Below are 21,779 nucleotides of genomic sequence, written 5' to 3'. Positions count from 1 at the left end.
AATATGGGAATTGTTAGATTTGGAGAGCTATATGCTATTCCTTCGGGTAATGGATTATCTCGACCAACCGCTGTTCGTGGCGAAGGATATCGAATGATTGGTATGGGTGAGCTGTTTGCCAATGACATTATTACAGATATGGAAATGGATCGGGTAAAAATGTCCGAAAAAGAGAAGAAAAACTTCTTTGTAGAGGAAGGCGATTTACTGTTTGCTCGACAGTCTTTGGTTGCGGCGGGGGCTGGAAAGTGTTCTATTGTTAAGCAATTAATCGAACCTACTACATACGAATCTCACTTAATCCGTGTACGTTTGGATAAATCAAAATGTAATCCGTGGTTCTATTATTATTTGTTCAAGCTTCAAAACAATCCCATTAAAGCAATCATCAATCAATGTGCACAGGCTGGAATCCGTGGTAATGAATTGATAAGGGTAAAGGTTCCCCTTGTGGAATTGAGACTGCAAAACCATATGGTTTCTATCCTTTCGGCTTATGATTCCCTAATTGAAACCAACAACAAGCGCATCAAGGCGTTAGAGCAGATGGCGGAAAATCTGTATAAAGAATGGTTTGTCCGTTTCCGCTTTCCCGGTCACGAAACCGCCGAGTTCGAAGACTCAAAGATGGGAAGAATTCCTTCTGGCTTCTGTGTTAGAAAGATGCAGGATGTTATTTCTGATTACATTGGTGGCGGATGGGGAAACGATGAAGAGGACAAAGATTATGCAGTAAAAGCCTATGTTATTCGTGGAACAGACTTTCCGAATGTTAAAAGAGGAAATGTATCTTCTTGCCCGCTTCGTTATCATAAAGATAGTAATTACAAGTCACGAGAATTACATGATCTGGATATCATTTTGGAAGTCTCCGGAGGCACAGCTGAACAGCCTGTAGGTCGAACTCTACTTGTTACACAGGACACCATTGATCGCTTGGGCGGACAAGTGATTTGCGCAAGCTTCTGTAAACAAATACATCTGAATAAAGATATGGTTTCGCCGTATTTTTATTATTATTGGATGCAGTTTCTATATGATACCAGAATAATTGATCGTTTCCAGCTACAGTCAACAGGTATCATAAACTTTCAGTTTGAGTATTTTGTTAGAAAAGGCGAAATACTGTTACCGCCAAAGAAACTTATGGAAAAGTTTGATCAGATTATTATTCCGATTTACAATTCTATTTCGGCTCTCTCAAAACAGAATGAAAACCTCATCAAACAGCGCGACCTATTACTCCCGCGCCTGATGAGCAGCAAACTGGAGGTGTAAAAAACGGTTACAATTCCTGCCCAAGAATACTATTATGATAAAGCTATTATTTCGGATTTTCGACAAGCGATAAATGCTTCTCCGATCTATTCAAAACAAGAGGCCCATAAGCATAGATACAATTTAATTTGCGTGTTTATGGACAGAATAGATAGTGCGATCGATTATTTGAATGCTCATATTGATAAACCACAAACAGAAGAAGGCTTGATTTGTTTTCTCGTTTTTGCCAGTATGATTAAAGATGGGGTTGAAAAGTTGTATGAAAGTATTTTTAGCAGAAAGCCTCCCTATAGAGACGATAAGCAGTATTTCAAATCTGCCATGTTTTATGATAAGCCTTACTTTACGGAGGAAACCTGCCCCACTGATGATGTGTTTTTTGAGTACATAAGAGCTTTGGCTTTTGCACATCCTTATGAAACTTCACATAGAAGAGAGCGTCCCTTTATGAAAAAAAGCGAAACACACTACTGTCCGTGGGTTATCGTTAATACTTATGATTTTGATAGTGACAAAGTCGGTATTCGTATATATTCAAATATTGATGAAGAAAGCATCACTGATATTACCTTTCCTTTTTCTGCATTAAAAGAATACATTCGCTATAGATACAACTATATTAACGAATTGACTCAATGGGTGAAAAATCAAAAGAGCGAACAAGAAGAAAAATGGGCTTCACATCAGATTAACAGAAACCAGAATCCGGTTGATGTATTAATGGAAATCAAATCAGTATTAGATGAGCGTTTTCAAGATGCTGATACCATAGAAACGGCCATTGCTTATCTGACATGCCCTCTGTCTGTTGAAAGCAATCAAGAGAACGTAACAGTTTTTAGAGATGCAATCGTAGATGAGATCCCGAAAGTATGTGACTGTATTGATAATCTGGATTACGAAGGTATGGAAGAGGCGTTCTCCTTGCTGACTGTCGTCCCGGATTCCGTTCATCAAATGTGCAACTATCAATTGGAAAAAATATTTACATATTTAGATTCGCGCAGCGAAGTTGTTGATGAGTTTTCTAATGAACGTTGGGGATTAAAACAAGCAAGAGCTTTTTCCAATCAGTTTGCAAAAAAGTGGGTAACAATTGATGCGGAACATATGGAATACGATGAGATCAAACTGTTGGTAAGAACTGCTTGCTACTTAGAAGCAAAAGAACAATCGGAGGTATAAAGTGATCAGCACTATTGATGAATTGACACCAATAATACAGGAAAGCAACTCCGCATTAGTAGGTGCTTTAATTGGTGCGGCAGTAGCATTACTTGGTGTTATTATAACAGAAATCATAACATCATATCGGCGAAAAAAGGACAGGATTGCAAACGCAAAGCCAATTATAATTAACTATCTAAATGAAAGCGTTACCACAAATCCATTAACGACATATATCTTCCGTTCCGACAGTGAAGATACTAATGATATTACTGGTAGTTTCAAAAACACAGATAACGGGTTGTTGTTTTTGGATTATGTTGATATAGGATCAAAACGTTTTATTCCAAAGAATTTTGCAGTTGTCGATAAGAATACGGAATTCAGTATTACGTTACAAGGATTAGGCGGAGCTTCCCTTGACAATGAAATAAGACTCTACTTCCATGATATATTTGGAAATCAATATTACTATAGGCTAAAACAAACAAGCTCTTCAAGGAAGTATATTAGAATTGCATTAGCTGATGATGAACCGCAATCAGTCAAAATGGCAAATAAATAAGAAATCGTTACTATGTGTGACTTCATTTCTGAAAACCACATAGAACAGGTGCTACTGGACAAGTATAGAACGAAGTATTCATGAAATCATATATAATACGTTTATTTATTTCTCAATCGTTGTTAAATTGTATGAGGGAGATTTTATATGGACAAAAGATTAGAAGAACTTGGAAAAATTAATAGTATTTCACCACGAACTGGAAGTGACGGTGTATTTAAGTCAACAAAAACCATTTTCAATCAACCAGAGTTTATTGAATGGAGCGAAAAAGCAAAGTACATTTTAAACCGCTTGCAGCCGAATCCACTTATCGAGGAAATAATTCAAATAATCGACGGACTGAATGGTTGGAAAGATGAAAGAGATTATGCAAGGATACGTTCTAAAATCCAGTTGATCATAGATAATCCGGATGAGTTTCTTCCTATTGAAGTAACAACCCATGTTTCTACAGAAACATCACTTTCAAAAGGAACGGATATTCAAACAGCCTTTGAAGAATACCAATTGATAAAACAAATAGGTCAAGGCGGAAACGGACGGGTTTTTTCTGCAAAGGATTCTGATGGAAATGATGTCGCTATTAAGTTTGTTGAAAGGGATATATCCAAAAGAAAATACAAGCGTCTGAAAAATGAAATCAACTTTTGTGAGAAAAACATGCACAAAAATATAATTCAGATCATCGATCATGGTATTGCCCGCTTTAGAGGAAAAGACTATGTCTTCTATGTTATGCCGCTATTTCCCGTTACTCTGGAAAAAAAGATCAAATCAGGTATAGAACCTGATGTGGCTATATTGATCTTTATTGGGATTATTCAGGGATTAAAATTCGCACATGACAAAGGAATAATTCATAGAGATATTAAACCTGAGAATATTCTGTTTGCTGGCGATAGTGATGATCCGGTAATCTGTGATTTTGGTATTGCTCACTTCTCTGAAGACGAATTACTGACCGCCGTTGAAACCAAGGCTGGAGAGAAACTGGCAAACTTTCAGTATGCGGCACCGGAGCAGAAAGTTAAGGGAGGAGCTACATCTGTTACAGCAAGAGCAGACGTTTATGCAGCCGGCTTGATTCTTAATGAGATGTTCACAGGTGATATTCCACAAGCAGGAGGTTATAAGACGATAGCAGAGGTTGAACCTGAGTATGCTTTTTTAGACAAGTTGTTTAATAAACTGTATCAGCAAAACCCTGATGATCGTTTGTTTCCTGCTGATAAAATATTAAACGAATTGTATGCGCTGATTGAGAATAGTGAGATTGAAAAGAAAAAAGCGGAATTAGAGAAAGCTATAATTCCCGATAACGGAGATATGGATTTCAATCTGAATGTGGTTCGTTATTATTATCGTGACAATGGAATTGTGTTTGAATTAGATAAAGCTTTCCCAGTGGAATGGTTTTCATTGCTTGTTCATCTAGATTCGTATACATATGTTATGGGATATGAGCCAAAAAGGATTCACGGTGCTGATAATGAACAATCATTAGTAATGCCCATTAAAGGAAATGTAGATAAACAATTGTTAAAACAAATAATCGAAACGGTTAACGAGTGGATTAATCAAACGAATATAAATTATAGAAACTTTCTTAAGAAAACGGCGGAGAAAAAAAGAAGAGAAGAAATAGAAGCTAGAGCAAAAGAAGTAGAAGAAGCTAAAAAAACACAGGAAATAAATGCTTTACTTGCTGAATTGTAGAAGTATGTAGGAGGTCATTATGTTTGCTGCAAGTAGTTATGAAGAAATCGAAAGAAGAGAACGACAGATAGAGAGTTTAGAGATTGTAGTTTTTCTTTTTGCTCGTTCTACAGAAACAGAGATTTTGAAAGAATTTGAATACATCCATTATAATTCAGCAAAGTATTGTTCGATATATGCAATAGGTTATACAGATGATTTTACAAAATCAAAAGATCCAACCTACAAAAGAGTAAATGAAGCTATGTCGGGAGATTGGTATTTCAGTAATAAAGCATTTGTCGACTTCAAAAACAAATTGGAAGATAGAATTAATTGGAGATATTCCGGAGAAACAGAGATTTTGGTTTTACAAAACAATCCCGGAAAACGAAATGTTTTAAATTTCCAAAACTATGTAGCAATCGATGTAAGAAAAGGCATACGGGAAGGGTATCTTGATTCGTTTCAAAACTTCATGGAATCTTTAATTCGAAGCGCAAAATCAGAGGTAACTGCAAAAGACGTAATGAAACGAGTGAGGTTGTCCAGAATCAGTGTGAAAGACATTCTTTCAAGCGCAATTGATAATTGCAAGAAGGTTCCAACACCGGTTAAAACGATAATAAAGGATCAAATATTCTATCGTTCAGCCCTTTCAATAAAAAAAGAGGAAAGCTATGCGTAACTTCATTTCTGAAAACGATATAGAACAGGCGATATTGGACAAGCTCAGGGCGAAGCCTTTTGAGTATGACGTCATTGTCTGTGATGCTGATCCGTCAAAGCGTGAAGCTCTGCCGGACGGTACCGGTCGCGCTTCTAAGAGGGAGTGCGTATTGCCGGATATCCTCCTCAGCTCCTTAAAGCAGATTAATCCGACGGTAGAGGATCAATATCTGGAGCAGATCGTCAAGGATTTGCGCCGTGATTTCACCGGAACGGATATGACCGCTACCAACTATAAGCTATATCAGCAGTTACGCAACGGCATCAAGATTACAGTTCGCAGAAACGGAAAAGAGGACTTTGATTTTGTTAAGCTGATCGACTTTGACCGTCCCGGGAACAACTCCTTCACCGCAGTATCGCAGATGTGGATTCAGGGCAGGGTGTATTATCGCCGCCCCGATATTCTGATCTTTGTCAACGGTCTGCCGCTGGTGTTCATCGAGTTAAAAAACAGCGTTATCAAGGTAGAGGAAGCGTATAATAAGAATCTGCTGGATTATCGCAGAGATATCCCCAACCTCTTTGCGTTCAACCAGATCTGCGCTCTCTCCAACGGCATTCAGACGAAGCTCGGCGCATTCAACGCTACCTTTGACTACTTCTTCGAGTGGCTGAAAGTCAAGGACGAAAAAGAATCACTCGACAGAGAGCTTCTGGCTGATCCTGATAGTGTTGAGGATAGTTCCGTCAGATACTTTGTTGACGGTCTGCTGGATAAAGCTCGACTGATCGATTATATCGAGAATTTTATCCTCTTTGAGAATCAGAGCGTCAAGATCATCGCTAAGAATCACCAGTATCTCGGCGTTAATAATCTGATGAAATCCGTGAAGAATCGTAAAGAGTTGAACGGAAAGCTCGGTGTTTTCTGGCATACGCAAGGCTCCGGTAAATCCTATTCGATGGTCATGTTCGCCCGTAAGGTGCGCCGTAAGATCGAGGGCAATTTCAGCTTTTTGATCATTACGGACAGAGAGGATCTGGACACCCAGATACACAAGAACTTTGTCCGCACCGAGGTCATCGGGACGAAAGAAGAGTGCCAGCCTCGCAACAGCCGTCAGCTCAGAGAATTCCTTAAAACAAACAAGTCATTCATCTTCACCCTGATACATAAGTTCCGCTACGACAAGGGTAAAAAGTACCCTGTGTTGTCTGAACGTGACGATATCATCGTGTTGGTGGATGAAGCGCACAGAACACAGTATAAAGATTTGGCGGAGAATATGCGCATCGCTCTGCCGAACGCGAACTATATTGCGTTTACCGGTACACCTCTGCTCGGCTCAAAGCGCCTGACGAATCAGTGGTTCGGCAACTATGTATCGGAATATAACTTTGCTCAATCGGTAGAGGACGGCTCGACAGTACCGCTGTACTACTCGCGCAGAGTTCCTGAGGTCGGATTGGAAAACGACTTCCTTGATGACGATATCGTCGATATTATTGAGGATGAGAATTTGAACGAGGATGAAACACGTTTACTGGAGAATTCGTCATCCCGTATTTTAGAGGTTATCAAGCGCGAGGACAGACTGGATAAGATCGCTCAGGATATCGCGCATCACTTCCCACGTCGGGGATTCCTCGGCAAAGGCATGGTGGTATCGGTTGATAAGTATACCGCCGTTAAGATGTATGACAAGGTTCAACACTATTGGAAGATTGAACGACAGAAGATCGTACAGGAGCGAAACGCCGCAAAAACAAAAGAAGAGCGCGACCGCTTAAAGAACATCCTGAACTATATGGATAGTGTAGAGATGGCGGTTATCATTTCTGAGGAGCAGGACGAGGGCGAGAAGTTCAGCAAGCAGGGCTTGGATATTACTGAGCATCGCCGCAAGATGAACGAAATCTCACCGGAAGGTCTGGATATTGAAGATCGGTTCAAACTGGATTATGATCCGCTGCAGCTTGTCTTTGTCTGCGCGATGTGGTTGACAGGATTTGACGTCAAGAATCTGTCTACCCTTTATCTGGACAAGCCGATGAAAGGGCATACGCTGATGCAGGCGATCGCTCGTACTAACCGCGTCTATCCCGGCAAGGCGTGCGGTATCATCGTAGACTATGTGAACGTCTTTAAGTATATGCAGAAGGCTTTATCTCAGTATGCCACCGGTAATGATGGCACAGAGTTTCCTGCAAAAGATATCGACAAGCTGATCGGATATATTGACGCAACAATTGCAGAAGCGGATGAGTTTTTGCTGTCACTCGGGATTGATATCAGCACAATCGTTGAGAATAACAACGTGCTTGACCGTTTGGATATGTTGCGCTCTGCTTATGATACCATTATAGCTAACGATGATGACAAAGAAAAGTTTAAGGTCATTTTGAATACACTGGTTAATCTTTATGACGCATCAAAGCCCGAAGTATTTGAAAAGAACTGGGAGAATGACAAATTCGCCGCGCTGGTTTATCTGCACGGTTTGTTCCGGCATACGATAGACGATGAAAAAGTCGCCCGCGCCAGAGTCAGAATGGCAAAAGTGCTGGATGGCAGCGTATCTGCTAATTCATCTCTTGAGGACGATGCAGAGTATGTGATCCACCGTACAAAGGTAATTGATCTATCAAAAATCGATGTAGACGAACTGAGAAAAGAAATCAAGGTTGCCCAGTATAAGGCAATTGAGATCGATGATCTCAAGGATTATATAAAGAAAGCACTGCAGCAGATGCTTAACAAAAACTGTACCCGTAGTAAGTTCTCTCAGCGTTATAAAAATATCATTGATCGGTATAATGCAGGCGGTTCTGAGAACGAGGATTACTATGAGCAATTGATTAAACTCATCGAGGAATTACAGCAGGAGAATGAGCGAGCTAATACTGAAGGACTTACCGAAGAAGAACTGGAAATCTATGATCTATTAGCAGCCGGAAAAAAGCTCTCTCAAAAGGAAGAGCAAAAGGTTAAACTGTCCGCTAAGAATCTATTCAAGAAACTGACAGAAAGTCGTAACGAATTGCTGGTAGTGGATTGGTACAAAGATGACCAGACTAGAGAAACGGTGAGATCAGCTGTAGCGGTATCGCTCAACGAAGATTTGCCCGATAGCTATGACAAGGTCTCATTCGATTCCAAAATCAACTTGCTAATGAATCACTTTGTCGATATGGCGGTACAGGGCTATGGCTGGATAGGAGAAGTCGCTTGATTATCAATTTAGAAAGTGATTAATTCTGCTTGACTTTTTCGTTTTCTGTGGTATTGTATTGTGCTTGTAAGGAGCGTGATACCATGACCACGTTAGAAGATTTCTACTTCGGAAATGTGAATCCAAGCGAGTATAATCAGGGCAGGGACACCAAGAAAAAGCTCTCAGAGATGGCGAAATTACTCGATGAGTTTCGATCAATAATCACTTCGGAGCAGCAAAAAGAAAAGCTGGAACAGATAGAAAGCTGTCAGCTTTCGCTGATCGCTCTGTCTGAGAAGGATGCTTATATCGAAGGCTTCAAGCTCGGCGTGAAGATCGCAACAGAGATTTATACAGAATCATAGCAGCGGTGAGACAGATAATCTCACCGCTGTTCTCGTTTCTGATGAGCAAATTTGGAATGATTTTCGCTATTTGAATCGTAAAATTATGGTTCTTAAACATCTGGTTTTGAGATGTGTTCTTGGAGAAGAATTATAAGGTGATTGACCTTCTTATATCCTCGTTTATTACTCGGGGACGGTGGGGACGATATTTTTTCTACACACCACCAAAACATCGAAAAGCGCTTAGATAAGCGCCATTTTAGTACAATGCGTTGTCGTCCCTGCATAATACCGTCCCCAAAATGAATTAACGCTGAAGGCTTATTCTATGAAGTGAATTGTTCATTATGACGAATACGGTGTAAGTTCGATTTTGAAGCAGGTGAAAAGGAAGTGGGTTGCTGTTTCAAGTTATCGGGCATCACAACGGACGGCAACGCCGACCGTTAAGCCATTTTTGAGACCTTTATTGGGCTGGTTTTTAGGTGGGTTGCTACTGAAACATTTTTGATTTTGTGGGTTGCTGAGATTTTCTGATTACGAAATCAAGCCAAAAATCAGTGCTTAAAGTGGGTTGCACTAGATTTCGGGCAAAAAAGTGCACAAAAGAGAAATTATTTCTCCGCTTAGACAAAGAAAAAGTTGTCCGGTTTTACTGGGTGTAATAAAGAAAAAGCCGTCCCGAAGGACGGCGATTCTTGTTGAGTTATCAGCATGTATATTCCTTGATAATACACAGCTCACCCTGCACATCATAGCGTAGGATGCAATCATCGTACTCGACCAGGCATGCGCAGTGACCGCCCGGAACGGCTGTATTGGCGTACAGATTATATGTAACGATATGGCGATCACAGTGCTGGGTTGCTTCACCACCGGGGTATAGAAGCATGGATTCAAGTCCCAGATCGCGCGCAGCAAAGGCGGTCAGAACCGCTCCTTCAACGCACATGATCTGATCATATGTGTAGTGATCCCGTATGTATTCGGCGAAGGCTTTCATCTTTTCTCTGTCGTTCATGGACGAAGTCCAGCACACTTTCTCTGCCGAGCGAACAACATTCAACGTCTTTTCAATATCATCGGGAGCACGGTTGACGTCGACCTTGACGTTCACTCGGCGGATCAGTTCGCCCTTGTAATACAGCTCGATCGGGAAGCTTCCGTGCGCTTTTCCGATACAGCTGACCGTTGTCTGGAAAGGAAAGTACAGTCCGCTTTTGTAATGAGCATAGACGTAAGCGAGAGGATTATCCACTCTGTCGGTCACTTCACAGTCGTAGCCGTAGAGAATTCCGTTCTCCTTTTCAATCAGGTAACTCTCCTTGAAACGGCTGTCGGTGTAGTCGATCTCGTTTCGGTAGTGACCGTTGTTGACTATCGTCGTGATATCGTGCGGATCGATTTCGCTCTTTGGCAAGAGCATCAAGGTAATGCTTTTATCGGTAAGCATGATCTCCGACGGAACCTTCTTCAAATCGAAGGTGACGCCCTCGACCGTAACATACCGATCGGTCGGTGACGGTTCATAGACAGGCTTCGAGATCGGATAGCTATCTGATACATTCACCATCCAGCGTTGGATATGTGAAGCATCCATCACGGTCACAGCATGGTCGCCGTCGATATCCGCAACAGAAGAAGTAACGGCGACAGGCGTCTTGATACCGACCGTATATCGCTGAATGACGGTAGCATCGGTGATACCGATCTCACCGTCACCGTCGACATCGCCTAATATTCGGCTCTGAGCATGAACGGAAACGGTCATCATCATAGCAATACAGAGTGATAAAGATAATACAGATTTGATTTTCATAACAGAAACCTCCTTCACGGTTTGGTGTATTTTAGCTTAGATCGGGAGGTTTTACAAGTAAAAGTTTTCAGTAAATATTTGTCCGGTGTGATACAAATCCGTTGTCAAATATTGTGGCGCAATACAAAGAAAACGCCGAACGGCTCTGAAGAACAGTTCGGCATATGTAAAGGCTCTACTAATGATAGTTCGAAACCAAAGTCTTGACAAATATGTTCGAATTTGATATAATAACAAACAGAAAGATAACTGAATACAGCCGATTCATAGTCTTGTGTGTCAACCTGCTTGACACATGAGGCTATTTCATTTTCAGTTACTCTTTCCAAATAGCAAAAACAAATGTCGGAGGAAAAATGAATTACAAATCCACCGCCCGATGGGCACAATCAATCTGATATAAGAAGGAGGAATGACCAACAAAGATAGAAGCGTTGTCTTATGGCAACAACACGCAAGACAATCACTGAAGCCGACTTAATGGGATTACCGCCCGATCCTAACACCGAGTGCGGAATCCCGGAACATGTATTGGAATCCATTGCACGAATGGTTCTCCCCGACATCATTGCCTTCTTTGAGACCGAGGAAGGACAAAAAGAGTTTGAAGAATGGAGACAGGCGCAAGAGCTTTTGAAGCAACAGGACGAAGAACAGAGCGAATGTGGGCCGGTGATCGAACAGATGTAAATATCGCTGCGAGAGTAAAAAACAGGCAGGGAGCGTCAAAACTCCCTGCCTGATTCGATTATACGGATATAGCTCACATTCAGACAAAACCACGGAAAATGAGAAATCCGAAACAGTCACCGACGATGACGATTTCGGATTTGCTCTGCTGTGGTGGTCCATCTTTTTTTGAACTCAAACCCTTGGAGGGCTTACTGTGTTCATCTAATTCTGAAAGGAGTGTGTCTGATATAGTTACAGGCTCGTCGCCTGAATTAAATGTTATTGTTACTTTATCATCGTATAAATAGATTTTATTGACAAACACATTCACCAGCAATTTGCGGTACTTAATATCATTGATATTGCCTTTCTTCAAACTCGTTAAGAAGAATAGTATACTTGATTCGGAGATAGAAGCAAATAACCGCTCCTCTGCTTCAATCTGTTTTTCGATTTCCTCGTGTTCAGCTTCTAAGACAGGTATCTTAGTACCCAACGCCTTGCGTACACTTTCAATATCACTTTCCATGATTGCGTTTATGGTGTTTTCGTGCTTTCTTTCGTTATCCTTTAGTGCTTTTCGTAAAGCCTTTAGATTTGTAGTGTCCTTTTCTCTCTCGGCGGTAGCAACTAATTCTTTAGTTATCCGTTGTATGTTTTTGGTCGTCAACAGTTTACGGCACCGTTCTATAACCAAATCTTCAATATACTCTTTATGAACCGCTTTTTTATTGCAGTTTTTTGGAACTTCTTTAGTCTTGTTACAGACATAGTATCTATAGGTTTTCTTTAAGTGTCCTGTAGCGGAAAAGCCTGTCATCATACCCTTGCAGTGTCCGCAAAAAAGTTTAGTTGTAAGTATGTATTCGACCTTAGCCTTTGCTCTCGCAGGGGCTTGCTTGTTTGTAGCCATTCTTTTTGCAACTTTATCAAACAGTTCATCTGATATAATCTGCGGTATTGCGTCAGGAATTTCCAATCCATCAAATGTATAGTACCCTAAATACTTTTTGTTTTTCAATAGGGTATGCAGGGAATTCTTGTTGAAAGGTCGCCCGAAAGAGGTTTTCGCTCCTTGTGCATTTAGCTTTTTAGCTATATCGGCAACGGTTACACCGTCGGCGTACCATTCAAATATCATTTTTACAATCGGGGCAGTATCGGGATTTATTTCGTATCTTTTATCCACAATTTTAAATCCCAGTGGTACGCTACCGCCGTTATATAAGCACTTATCAGCATTATATTTCATGCCTCGTTTAACTTTCTCCGCCAACTCCTCGCTATACTTTTGTGCGTCTGCCATTTGCACAACTCGATAAAAACGTCCCCAAGGAGAATCATCAAGGGGCTGTGTCACCGAAATGACTTTTTTATTGTTTTCAAATTCTATTTTGTATAAGTTTTCAAGAGCAAGTCTTGTATCTCTGCTGAATCTATCCATAGCATAGATCAATACTACATCAAATATATTTTTTGAGCAGTCTGAGAGTAGTTTCTTTAACCCCGGTCTATCATCTGTTCGCCCTGTCTTTGCTTTATCAGAATAGACCTTAACAACTTGATAATCATTATTGCGTGCGTAGTTTTCGCACACTTCAACCTGTTGCTCTATGCTTGCCTCTCTTTGTGCTGATGAACTATATCTTGCATAAATAACAGCTTTCATATGAATTCTGCTCCCTTAATCTGCTTTGCTTAAAGTATATAGAAAAGTGAAACTAAAATCAACCCTCAACCATTTTCAAGTATTTATAAATCGTCGGGTACGAAAGATCACAAAGTCGGGAAAACTCCTTTTTGTTGATTTCTCCGTTTTTGTATTTCGGGTAATGTCTGTAGAAAATGTTCGGGATGTCGTCGGCTGTTGTTTTCGGTCGTCCGATTGACTTCCCCTTTGCTCGAGCATTATTCATTCCGCTCTTGACCCTTTGACTAATCATATTCCGTTCAAGCTCGCTGAACACGCCCATCATTTTTAACATTCCTTCGGTCATCGGGTCAAGCTCTTTGGTACAATCAACAACAAATGTACCTAATACCAGTCTTATATGCTTCTCTTTAGCGAATTCTATGATCTCACATAGTTGTTTGGTGCTACGGGTCATTCTACTTGGTTCCGTTGCAATAATCGTATCGCCTAAATTAACAGCCTTTAGCAATTTGTTTAATTCGGGACGATCAGATTTCATACCGCTTTCATATTCATAATAGATCGTTTCGTCTTTAGCTCCTTTATGTTTTAGCTCTCTAACTTGCCTGTGAACGTCTTGTAACTGATCATTTGTAGAACATCTTGCATATCCGTAAATCATAATTATAATTCCTTTCGAGAAATATGATAATGATATTATAGTATATAAACGAAAAGAAATAAAGTGTTTCTTTTATATTATTTACGGTTTTTTAAAAGTTTTTTATTAGATTCTTGACCTCAAAAACTATAAAGGAAATGAGATGTTTGTTTTTATATAGAAAAAACCACGCAAGAGATCGGTCGCTCCTGCGTGGCAAGACGTATTTGATTGTGTTTTAAGCTATGGAATCAGGTCGCCGATACCTGCGGGACAAGTAAGGTTTACCAAGTACCGCTGAATACAAGTTGCGTCGATGATTGTTACGGAGCCGTCGCCGTCTGTGTCTGCTGCTTGTTCAATATACTCATAGACAGGTATCTCCGCAAGGTGCCGCTGGATAAGGGTTGCGTCTATAATGCTGACCTCACCATCGCCGTCAATATCACCGAGATATTCTTTGTCGCTTATTTCTTCAAAAATAAATCTGTTTAGGAAAGCATAAACTTCGGTAGTGCTTCTCTTGTACCCATACATTTTAAAATCATCAGTTCGTTCTAAGTCATATTTCCCTGTATTATAGTTATACTCTCCTGTAACATAACCAAACGCTTCATCTGATATTGTAACTTCAGAGTTTCTGATAGTTATATCCTTTAATGCTGTATCTTTAAATGCATATTCACCTATTTTAGAAATGTTACGACTCATCCTGACAGAACAAAGACTTGTACAGTTTTGAAATGATGCTATTCCTATGTTTTCTACGCTATCAGAAATATAAACATGTTGCAGACTTGAACAGTTTTCAAATGCTTCAATACCTATTGTCTCTACGCTGTCAGGAATATAAACATGTTGCAGACTTGAACAGTTTTCAAAAGCTCCATCATAAACGGTTGGACCCCAAAGATAACTGGTACGAGTACTGTTAATACTTGTTACTCCCATAGGTATGTTGATCGTTTCAAGGTTATTGCAGTTATAAAATGTACTTCCCTTTATCTCGGTTAATCCATTGCCGAGGTGCACTTGTTTTAATTCCGAGCAATTTTTGAATGCTCCCTCTCCGATTACTGTAACACTGTCCGGAACGGAAATGCTTTCAATATTACTTCTTTCAAAAGCATATGAAGTTATGGCTTTTGTTCCGTCCTTTATAGTAACAGTTTCGGGATGTTCTGTGTTTTTATATGAATATAATACTGTGCCTACATAAACAACACCGTCAGGTTGATTCGCATACCAAGCAGTATCATCAAGGGCACCCCGACTAACTCTTTCAAGACTTTCGGGGATATTGAATTGTTCAAGTTGAGTGCAACCTTTGAATGCCTGAGAATTGAATACAGTAATACTATCAGGTAACACGATTTCTTTTAGGTTGTAACAATTTTGAATATTTCCTAATTCGGTTATTTTACACTTGATTTCAATGAATGATATATGCTGCATATTGCAAAACAGTCCATCGGGAATAGAATTGACAGAATCTCCAATACAAATAGAATCAATGTACATTGTATGCGGAAAAGAGGATTCAATAATATATGATTCTGAACCATCATCATGATATGAATATGATTGATAATCACAATTTGAAGCATTGAAATACAGTGTGTTAATTGAAGCATCTTCGTCAAAAACGTAATTTCCCATTGAGATGATGTTTTCAGGTACAGTAAAAGAATCCAAATGTTTAATCCCCCTAAATGCTGCGTTTGGTATTTTTGTAACATTATCTCCAATAGTAATGCTATCAACAGATGGACAGTTTTGGAATACGTGTGATTTAAGTTCATCATCATAATCTTCGCCGTAATATACCAGATACCCCATGTGATCACAATCTGTTGCCTTATAATTTATTTTTTTAAGACATAAACAATTTGCAAATGCGCAGTCACCTATATAGGACACATTTTTAGGAATAGTTATTTCTTTCAGCTTTTCACAGTTTGAAAAAGCACCAGAGCCGATAGTGGTCAATCTTTCAGACAAGGTGATCGTCTCTAAACTTGTACAATCGGCAAATGCACAATTTCCGATAGACTGAACAGTATTTGGGATAGTAATACTTTCAAACTGAGTTAATCCATTAAAGGAATACTGTCCGATAGATGTTATGCTATCAGGGATTGTTATATCATTAAGATAGTTTAATCCATAGAAAGCAAAATCAGGTATTGTTTTCACATTTTCACCGAACACTATCTTTTCAAGTGACGTAAACCCGTCAAACGCGGTTTTTATAGTATTATTATTGTTTTCATTAACGAATGAGCCAATTTGTTTACAATCCACGGCATTGAAATTAATCGTCTTCACATTTTGAAATGCTGAGAATGCTCCCGCTTCAATATGGGTTATACTCTCAGGGATTTTTATTGAATCCACAGTTATTATGCAGTCATGGTAACGATAACCGTCATATAATATATTACCGATTCGGGTAATGGGTTTACCGTAGTATGATGACGGAATATCACTGTAGTATGATGATGAGAAACTATAATAATTAGGAAAATATCCATATGAATCAGACGGAATATACAGATATGTTTCTACCGTGTTGTCGGATAGCTGTCTAAAACACCATTCGGGAGAAGGAATAGGCGGTTCAGTTCCCACATATGGATCATCATAATATCCTGTTTGTAAAATATCAGCCGAAGCCGAGAATACCATCACCGACATCATTACAGATGTCAACAATGCCGCTGTCAATAATATACATATCAGTTTCTTCATCAAAACCATCCTTTCGATATGTCAGATGTTAGCAGTACTAACTTATGGAATTCACCTCAATGAATAACTCTGGACTGACCTGCAAGGCTATGCAGATCGCCTTGAGATCGTCCGCATACAGTGTTCTCTTTCCGTTCATAATCGCATTGAAAGTCACATTTGAAATCCCTGCTTTCTCTGCGACGGTCTTTTGCTTCAAGCCCTGTTCGTCAATATAAGCTCGAACCTTTTCATAAACTCTCACTTTTCATCACTCCTTTTACAGATTATCTGTATTTATTATCATTATAAAACCGTTATTCTGTAAAGTCAATATATTATTACAGAAATCCTTGATTTTTCATTGCATTTTTTCACCAAATAAGTATAATACTTATTGAGGTGAGTTATCGTGAGCAATTCTAAGTATGAAATCGGTGCAAGAATTAAGAAATACCGTGAGGACAGGGGCTATAGTCAACGTGAATTCGGTGAAATGATCGGCGTCAGCAACAGCCGAGTATCTAACTGGGAACAAGGGGTCAATCGTCCCGACGCCGATATTCTGGCTGACATCTGCATTGCTTTAAATGTATCTCCGAGTGAATTGCTCAACGTCCGTCTTGCTTCCGATGAATTGAACGATAAAGAACGAAAAATCATTATTTCATACCGAGAGAAAACAGACTTACAGAAAGCAGTCGATATACTGCTCGGTATCGAATCGATATAATCCGCAATTGCCTCAAATAAAAAAATACCTTATATATCTATGAACAGAGAAAAACCTCTGTACTTCATGCATGAAAGGATATATTTGAGTATGATAAGGGTTTACCGAGAAGGTTCAGGTACTGAGCAAGGCAAAAAGGTGCATAAACCCCGATTGAGCAAGAAAGAAGAAAAGCAGCCGATCACTGCCTCGACGGATTCGCTGGATTATTTTACTGCGGATGACATTATATCTTTGATGACCGCTGTAGACGAACTGAAAGATATGTTAGTCCAAGCCGTAAACTGCGGTGACGGTCTGTGGGAATTCTTGGTTGGCGACAATGTCTATCGAATTGACACAGGCTTGATTTAATTATAGTTTATACCTACTAAGTGATTAATAACGAGCAAGAACCATTGAGACGTTGATTTGTCCCAATGGTTTTTGTTTATGATGTGACCAGAAAGGCTGATTGATATGTAGTTTAAAAAAATCCCGAAGAATCCACAGGGTATCTGTGTTTTGAAAACAGTGTATGGTGTTTTAATTACGCTTACACATAATTCATTAAATGCTTATTAATCTGAATACTTTATTTTGAAGTACTATTTGTCCGTCCACCGCTATCTACGACTTCTCAAACTATAGGCTGAGTGAATTCATCTTCGAATTCAATCTCCCCATAGTATTTTGTATATGACCAATCGTCATCGTCATCTGTTGATTGCTCGACTTCTTCAATATTGTTTTGCTCTTTGTCATAAGTTTCGAAAAAATCAAAATCGAGTATGTTTTGCCATTGGTTTTTACACTGAGCTATTTCTACAACATAATTCTCAGAAAGTATGTTTCCAGATATTTTTATGAATTCTATTACTTTTCTGAGAGTTTGTAAGCATGAAAGCACCTCTTTCCTGAATCGAACAATCCCCTGGTGATAAAAGTATTTGGACTTACGATTATCTTGCAAAAGTTCATTGGCATATTTATATAATTGAATATTAAGTTTATAAACAGAGAACAACTGTTCTTTTGAATCATTTGGTAGCAGTCTTCCTGTAATATCTAATACAGAAATAATACTATCAAACATAGGAATACCTTTCACGAGAAGCTCTGTTGTTTCATCAGCTAACATTTCAGTTTTTTCTTCAAAATAATTCAAATCATATTTTTCTAACATAAAATCCTCCTGTTAAATAATATTTTTCAATTTGTGTCGGGCTCGTATGTGCTCGCCCTCCGTGCGCGTAGAGGACGATTACAGGGACGAGTTAAAAAAATTGAGATAGGTTTGGATAAATGCCATCATTAACACTTCCGATAATATCTTGAAGTGCTCTGGCAACATCCTTTAAGAACTCCTCAGGGACAACACCCTTATGGTATCCTGCCCATCCTTTTGTTATAGGCTCTAGTTTATTGAGTACATCTGATAATTCGTCATACCCAAAGATTATATCTCTAGCCTTTTCAAACAGGGATTCAATATTACTTCTATCAGCGACTATCAGCGGGAGTTCTTCCCCCGTCTTTATCGACCAGCCTAAGAAGCTGAACCCTTTGTTTGCTTCGGTTATGATAGTCTTTTCCTTGGATAGACTTAGACCTCTGACTGACAGAAATTCGTTGATGATTCCGATTGCTTTGCCTAACTTACCTGCATACGGACTGAGAACAAGAATGTCATCAGCGTAGCGAATAAACTCGGTGTCTTGCAAGGAATCTGTCAATCTCTGTTCTAACCCGTCAAGCGCCATGTTGCAAATCATCGGAGATATAGCCCCACCTTGCGGAACACCGCACTTTGTGGTATACTTTCTACCATGGTGGACGACCCCGCATTTTAAGAATTTCCAAAGGATCTCCTTATCAATTGGGATATTCTCCATGATCCACTCATGACTGAGATTGTCGAAGCATGATTGGACATCTGCTTTCAATACCCATCTACAATCTTCTTGATTATACAGGATATTATGACATCTAATCAAAGCATCACGAGTAGACCGCTTCGGACGAAATCCATAGGAATGCTCGTCCGCCAACAATTCAGATATAGGTTCCAATGCAAACTTATAAAGAGTCTGCATAGCCCTGTCTTTCATCGTTGGAATACTCAAAGGTCTAACCTTCCCATTCCGCTTCGGGATATAGATTCTCCTTAACGGTCGAGGAACATATCCCCGCCGGTTCAAAGATAAAGTAGCATTATACTTGTCCTCATGGGACAACCATAATACATTATCTATACCAGAGGTATATTTACCATTATTAGTTGTAACTATTTTTACAGCTAACATTTTAGCAGAATAAGAATGGACTATTAGGTTTTGCAAATACGAAACCTTATCAAATTCTCCTGTGAGCAGAGCCTTGTCAATGCGTCCTTGCAGCTTTCGAACGAGGCGCTCCGCTGACTTGAAATCAAATCCAAGCCAGCGTTGCTCCGCGTCACAAGAGGCGTACGGTCTCCCGTTCTGTTCGCTACCCTTGTTTAGAAAGTTCTGCCCGGGCGCATTGTGTGCTTTTTGCAGAATTATCATCTCACTTTCCTGAAGCATTTTACACTCAGATACTCAAGCATAAAGAGCACTCGCGCACACAAGTATAAAAAGCTTATATTTTGCCTGAAATGATTATCAATCAATCATAGGCACCATCTCCTTTTTTTTGTTTTTTTATATCTAATACAGCATAGCTGATTAAATATCAGAGTTATTTTTTGGTTTGATATTTCTTTTGTAAACAAGGATATTCGATATTTAAGAAATCCTCATATTCCTGCTGATGTGCTTGAATGTAATCGGCAATATCTCCATAGATAGACCGCGCGATTTCTTTAGTTTGTTCCTTGCTCAAAATGATTTGAAGCGCGACGCGATCCATAGTTGAAGACCCCCTGCTCGCAAAAATCAGTATGGTTTGCTGTTGATGTTAGTCTTAATAGCTAGTTGGGTTAAAAAGTTCCCTTTACGAACCAAAAGGAGTGTTCTTATATTGACAGACTTATATAGCTTTGATGACTTTTATGATTTGTTTTTCGACGAAAAGCATTGTTTAGATTACTTGTATGCATTAAGGTGGTCTAATGGTTTTTGCTGTCCGCGTTGTGGTTGCAACGACTCTTGGGAAATCAGTCCATATAAAAATAAATGCCGTAACTGTGAATATCAGTGCACAGTTACGGCGGGAACTCTATTTCATCACACACATTTGCCGTTGACAAAATGGTTTAGGGCGGCATGGTACTTAACAAATATAAATAGTAAAGCTACTGCGGAAGAAATAAAAGAATTAATAGATATAGGATTAAGAGCAGCAAAGTCAGTAAATAAAAAACTGAAGTCTGCAATGGTTTGCGATGATTTCAATACTAGAAAACTAAAAGGGCTTGTCGAGATAAGCGGAAAGCGTAAACCCACTGACCAAGAAAAAAGAAAGTACCGTTACGCAAGAAATGATAAAAATGTAGATTTTGAAGATTTTGTGTATTTAGCTGTTGAAATAGTCAATAAAAAAGTTCAAAGAATAAAAATGTCTGTTTATCCTTATGATAATAAAGAATCTTTTACCGATTTTGTATGTAACTCTGTTGAAGAGAATAGCACTTTACAGCTCTCGTTTCCAATTAAAAGAATAAGAATCGAGATAGATCATTTAGACAAAAGAATTAAAAAAATGGGAATTTCTTTAATGCGGAAACCTGATACATATAACTATCAGTTCGTAGAGAAAACATTTGATGATTTTATGGATTTCTATAAAGCAAATAGTTACAGACCAGAATCGATAAATGAAGCAGTAAATGAATACACAAAAAGGATCAATGGGTTTAATCCAGAAATCAGTTTTGAGGATTTAATGCAAAATGCCATAAACAATAATACTATTGATTTTAGGCGATTACCAATTATTAAATAAAAAATAGCAGTTAGCTTCACGCTCGATTAAGCGTAAAACTAACTGCTATTCTTCGTTAAAACCAAACCGTGACGGCGAACCCGCCGACATAATAATATGGGTTTGATTTATATTGGGATGGTGGGCCATCAGGGACTCGAACCCCGGACCGACCGGTTATGAGCCGGTTGCTCTAACCAACTGAGCTAATGGCCCTTGTGCAGCGGCGTCATGTCAGGCGCCGTAATGATCGCTTTACAGCCCAATCATTATAGCAAGTTATCCCTCGTTTGTCAACACGAAATTTGGCATTGTCATTGACGGAAAAACGGCGTATTAATCGGGCGTTTCAGCGTTCTTTTCTACAGTGTCATCCTCGGGAGAGGAGCCGCTTTTCACTGCCTTTTTCATGTCCTTTTTGCGATTGCTGTTTTTGCGCAGGCGCTCGAAAATCGTGTGGGGCTCTTCTTTTGAGAGCTGTTTTCCGATCACGTTGATCTCGAGGGTATCGCCCTCGCGGGCGTCGGGGCAAAGCGCTGATGACAGCTTGTATGTATTCTCGTCATCCGCTTCTACGATCACGATGTTTTCTTCGATCCTGTCAACGATCACTTTCATGCTATCACCTCAAAAATACTTTTCAATAATACTTTACACTGAGCAGAAATCTTTGTCAACCGTATTGTATTCGTGCTCCGCGT

The 21,779-nt window shown here is 39.4% G+C and carries 20 protein-coding genes and 1 tRNA gene; 11 read left to right on the top strand and 10 right to left on the bottom strand.

Features of this window, described 5'->3' with window-relative positions; genetic code table 11:
• Positions 1-3 precede the first annotated feature (3 nt).
• The 7 genes from JKK62_RS06460 (at position 4) to JKK62_RS06430 (ending at position 8,963) form a co-directional block, all read left to right on the top strand.
• Positions 4-1,278 (top strand): restriction endonuclease subunit S, encoded by a 1,275-nt coding sequence (locus tag JKK62_RS06460; RefSeq protein WP_201427192.1) that lies wholly within the window; start codon positions 4-6, stop codon positions 1,276-1,278.
• A 138-nt stretch (positions 1,279-1,416) separates the two neighbouring features.
• Positions 1,417-2,466 (top strand): hypothetical protein, encoded by a 1,050-nt coding sequence (locus tag JKK62_RS06455; protein WP_201427191.1) that lies wholly within the window; start codon positions 1,417-1,419, stop codon positions 2,464-2,466.
• A 1-nt stretch (position 2,467) separates the two neighbouring features.
• Positions 2,468-3,013: a hypothetical protein gene (locus JKK62_RS06450; protein ID WP_201427190.1), complete on the top strand. Its 546-nt coding sequence runs from the start codon at positions 2,468-2,470 to the stop codon at positions 3,011-3,013.
• A 147-nt stretch (positions 3,014-3,160) separates the two neighbouring features.
• Positions 3,161-4,732, top strand: a complete 1,572-nt coding sequence (locus tag JKK62_RS06445) for a serine/threonine-protein kinase (RefSeq protein ID WP_201427189.1) — start codon at positions 3,161-3,163, stop codon at positions 4,730-4,732.
• 19 nt (positions 4,733-4,751) lie between these two features.
• Positions 4,752-5,399 (top strand): hypothetical protein, encoded by a 648-nt coding sequence (locus tag JKK62_RS06440; RefSeq protein ID WP_201427188.1) that lies wholly within the window; start codon positions 4,752-4,754, stop codon positions 5,397-5,399.
• Positions 5,392-8,616, top strand: a complete 3,225-nt coding sequence (locus JKK62_RS06435; protein ID WP_201427187.1) for a type I restriction endonuclease subunit R — start codon at positions 5,392-5,394, stop codon at positions 8,614-8,616. The genes JKK62_RS06440 and JKK62_RS06435 overlap by 8 nt, the downstream gene beginning before the upstream one ends.
• Before the next feature lie 83 nt (positions 8,617-8,699).
• The gene (locus tag JKK62_RS06430) at positions 8,700-8,963 is read left to right on the top strand and encodes a DUF6809 family protein (RefSeq protein ID WP_201427186.1); all 264 of its coding nucleotides are present in this window, start codon (positions 8,700-8,702) and stop codon (positions 8,961-8,963) included.
• Between the two features lie 691 nt (positions 8,964-9,654).
• Here the strand turns inward: JKK62_RS06430 and JKK62_RS06425 are convergent.
• Positions 9,655-10,764: a dockerin type I repeat-containing protein gene (locus JKK62_RS06425; protein WP_201427185.1), complete on the bottom strand. Its 1,110-nt coding sequence runs from the start codon at positions 10,762-10,764 to the stop codon at positions 9,655-9,657.
• A 441-nt stretch (positions 10,765-11,205) separates the two neighbouring features.
• Between JKK62_RS06425 and JKK62_RS06420 the strand changes: the two genes are divergently transcribed.
• Positions 11,206-11,454 (top strand): hypothetical protein, encoded by a 249-nt coding sequence (locus JKK62_RS06420; protein ID WP_243411769.1) that lies wholly within the window; start codon positions 11,206-11,208, stop codon positions 11,452-11,454.
• Positions 11,455-11,533: 79 nt separating this feature from the next.
• On the opposite strand, the gene JKK62_RS06415 is transcribed toward JKK62_RS06420, so the two are convergent.
• The 4 genes from JKK62_RS06415 to JKK62_RS06400 all read right to left on the bottom strand — a co-directional run bounded on the left by JKK62_RS06415 (position 11,534) and on the right by JKK62_RS06400 (position 16,725).
• Positions 11,534-13,105, bottom strand: coding sequence for a recombinase family protein (locus JKK62_RS06415; RefSeq protein WP_201427184.1), 1,572 nt, complete (start codon positions 13,103-13,105; stop codon positions 11,534-11,536).
• Positions 13,106-13,163: 58 nt separating this feature from the next.
• Positions 13,164-13,751, bottom strand: coding sequence for a recombinase family protein (locus JKK62_RS06410; protein WP_201427183.1), 588 nt, complete (start codon positions 13,749-13,751; stop codon positions 13,164-13,166).
• A 222-nt stretch (positions 13,752-13,973) separates the two neighbouring features.
• Entirely contained in the window at positions 13,974-16,481 is a 2,508-nt protein-coding gene (locus tag JKK62_RS06405; RefSeq protein WP_201427182.1) for a leucine-rich repeat protein, read from the bottom strand.
• A 37-nt stretch (positions 16,482-16,518) separates the two neighbouring features.
• Positions 16,519-16,725 (bottom strand): helix-turn-helix domain-containing protein, encoded by a 207-nt coding sequence (locus JKK62_RS06400; RefSeq protein ID WP_201427181.1) that lies wholly within the window; start codon positions 16,723-16,725, stop codon positions 16,519-16,521.
• A gap of 147 nt (positions 16,726-16,872) precedes the next feature.
• Between JKK62_RS06400 and JKK62_RS06395 the strand changes: the two genes are divergently transcribed.
• Together JKK62_RS06395 and JKK62_RS06390 are read left to right on the top strand one after the other, a co-directional pair.
• Positions 16,873-17,193, top strand: coding sequence for a helix-turn-helix domain-containing protein (locus JKK62_RS06395; RefSeq protein ID WP_201427180.1), 321 nt, complete (start codon positions 16,873-16,875; stop codon positions 17,191-17,193).
• 39 nt (positions 17,194-17,232) lie between these two features.
• Positions 17,233-17,547 carry a hypothetical protein gene (locus JKK62_RS06390; protein ID WP_201427179.1) on the top strand — a complete coding sequence of 105 codons (315 nt, stop codon included), beginning with the start codon at positions 17,233-17,235 and terminating at the stop codon, positions 17,545-17,547.
• 265 nt (positions 17,548-17,812) lie between these two features.
• On the opposite strand, the gene JKK62_RS06385 is transcribed toward JKK62_RS06390, so the two are convergent.
• From JKK62_RS06385 to JKK62_RS06375, 3 genes are all read right to left on the bottom strand, one after another.
• Positions 17,813-18,358, bottom strand: coding sequence for a hypothetical protein (locus tag JKK62_RS06385; RefSeq protein WP_201427178.1), 546 nt, complete (start codon positions 18,356-18,358; stop codon positions 17,813-17,815).
• 91 nt (positions 18,359-18,449) lie between these two features.
• The gene (locus tag JKK62_RS06380) at positions 18,450-19,739 is read right to left on the bottom strand and encodes a reverse transcriptase domain-containing protein (RefSeq protein WP_207752142.1); all 1,290 of its coding nucleotides are present in this window, start codon (positions 19,737-19,739) and stop codon (positions 18,450-18,452) included.
• A 154-nt stretch (positions 19,740-19,893) separates the two neighbouring features.
• A complete protein-coding gene (locus JKK62_RS06375; protein ID WP_201427176.1) occupies positions 19,894-20,064 on the bottom strand; it encodes a hypothetical protein in 171 nt (56 codons plus the stop codon).
• Between the two features lie 111 nt (positions 20,065-20,175).
• On the opposite strand from JKK62_RS06375, the gene JKK62_RS06370 reads away from it, so the two are divergent.
• The gene (locus JKK62_RS06370; protein ID WP_201427175.1) at positions 20,176-21,099 is read left to right on the top strand and encodes a transposase; all 924 of its coding nucleotides are present in this window, start codon (positions 20,176-20,178) and stop codon (positions 21,097-21,099) included.
• Positions 21,100-21,217: 118 nt separating this feature from the next.
• Here JKK62_RS06370 and JKK62_RS06365 read toward each other — a convergent pair.
• A tRNA-Ile gene (locus JKK62_RS06365) sits at positions 21,218-21,294 on the bottom strand.
• Between the two features lie 120 nt (positions 21,295-21,414).
• The gene (locus JKK62_RS06360; protein ID WP_201427174.1) at positions 21,415-21,696 is read right to left on the bottom strand and encodes a DUF3006 domain-containing protein; all 282 of its coding nucleotides are present in this window, start codon (positions 21,694-21,696) and stop codon (positions 21,415-21,417) included.
• Positions 21,697-21,779 lie beyond the last annotated feature (83 nt).

The organism is Ruminococcus difficilis, from assembly GCF_016680995.1.
The sequence above is the reverse complement of the archived record's forward strand: the minus strand, read 5'-3'. Positions and strand labels throughout refer to the sequence as shown.

Excerpts from the sequence above, each read along its gene's own strand:
- JKK62_RS06460 (WP_201427192.1), top strand. The coding sequence starts at position 4 with ATGGGAATTGTTAGATTTGGAGAGCTATATGCTATTCCTTCGGGTAAT.
- JKK62_RS06455 (WP_201427191.1), top strand. The coding sequence starts at position 1,417 with ATGGACAGAATAGATAGTGCGATCGATTATTTGAATGCTCATATTGAT.
- JKK62_RS06445 (WP_201427189.1), top strand. The coding sequence starts at position 3,161 with ATGGACAAAAGATTAGAAGAACTTGGAAAAATTAATAGTATTTCACCA.
- JKK62_RS06440 (WP_201427188.1), top strand. The coding sequence starts at position 4,752 with ATGTTTGCTGCAAGTAGTTATGAAGAAATCGAAAGAAGAGAACGACAG.
- JKK62_RS06435 (WP_201427187.1), top strand. The coding sequence starts at position 5,392 with ATGCGTAACTTCATTTCTGAAAACGATATAGAACAGGCGATATTGGAC.
- JKK62_RS06430 (WP_201427186.1), top strand. The coding sequence starts at position 8,700 with ATGACCACGTTAGAAGATTTCTACTTCGGAAATGTGAATCCAAGCGAG.
- JKK62_RS06425 (WP_201427185.1), bottom strand. The coding sequence starts at position 10,764 with ATGAAAATCAAATCTGTATTATCTTTATCACTCTGTATTGCTATGATG.
- JKK62_RS06420 (WP_243411769.1), top strand. The coding sequence starts at position 11,206 with ATGGCAACAACACGCAAGACAATCACTGAAGCCGACTTAATGGGATTA.
- JKK62_RS06415 (WP_201427184.1), bottom strand. The coding sequence starts at position 13,105 with ATGAAAGCTGTTATTTATGCAAGATATAGTTCATCAGCACAAAGAGAG.
- JKK62_RS06410 (WP_201427183.1), bottom strand. The coding sequence starts at position 13,751 with ATGATTTACGGATATGCAAGATGTTCTACAAATGATCAGTTACAAGAC.
- JKK62_RS06405 (WP_201427182.1), bottom strand. The coding sequence starts at position 16,481 with ATGAAGAAACTGATATGTATATTATTGACAGCGGCATTGTTGACATCT.
- JKK62_RS06390 (WP_201427179.1), top strand. The coding sequence starts at position 17,233 with ATGAACAGAGAAAAACCTCTGTACTTCATGCATGAAAGGATATATTTG.
- JKK62_RS06385 (WP_201427178.1), bottom strand. The coding sequence starts at position 18,358 with ATGTTAGAAAAATATGATTTGAATTATTTTGAAGAAAAAACTGAAATG.
- JKK62_RS06380 (WP_207752142.1), bottom strand. The coding sequence starts at position 19,739 with ATGCTTCAGGAAAGTGAGATGATAATTCTGCAAAAAGCACACAATGCG.
- JKK62_RS06375 (WP_201427176.1), bottom strand. The coding sequence starts at position 20,064 with ATGGATCGCGTCGCGCTTCAAATCATTTTGAGCAAGGAACAAACTAAA.
- JKK62_RS06360 (WP_201427174.1), bottom strand. The coding sequence starts at position 21,696 with ATGAAAGTGATCGTTGACAGGATCGAAGAAAACATCGTGATCGTAGAA.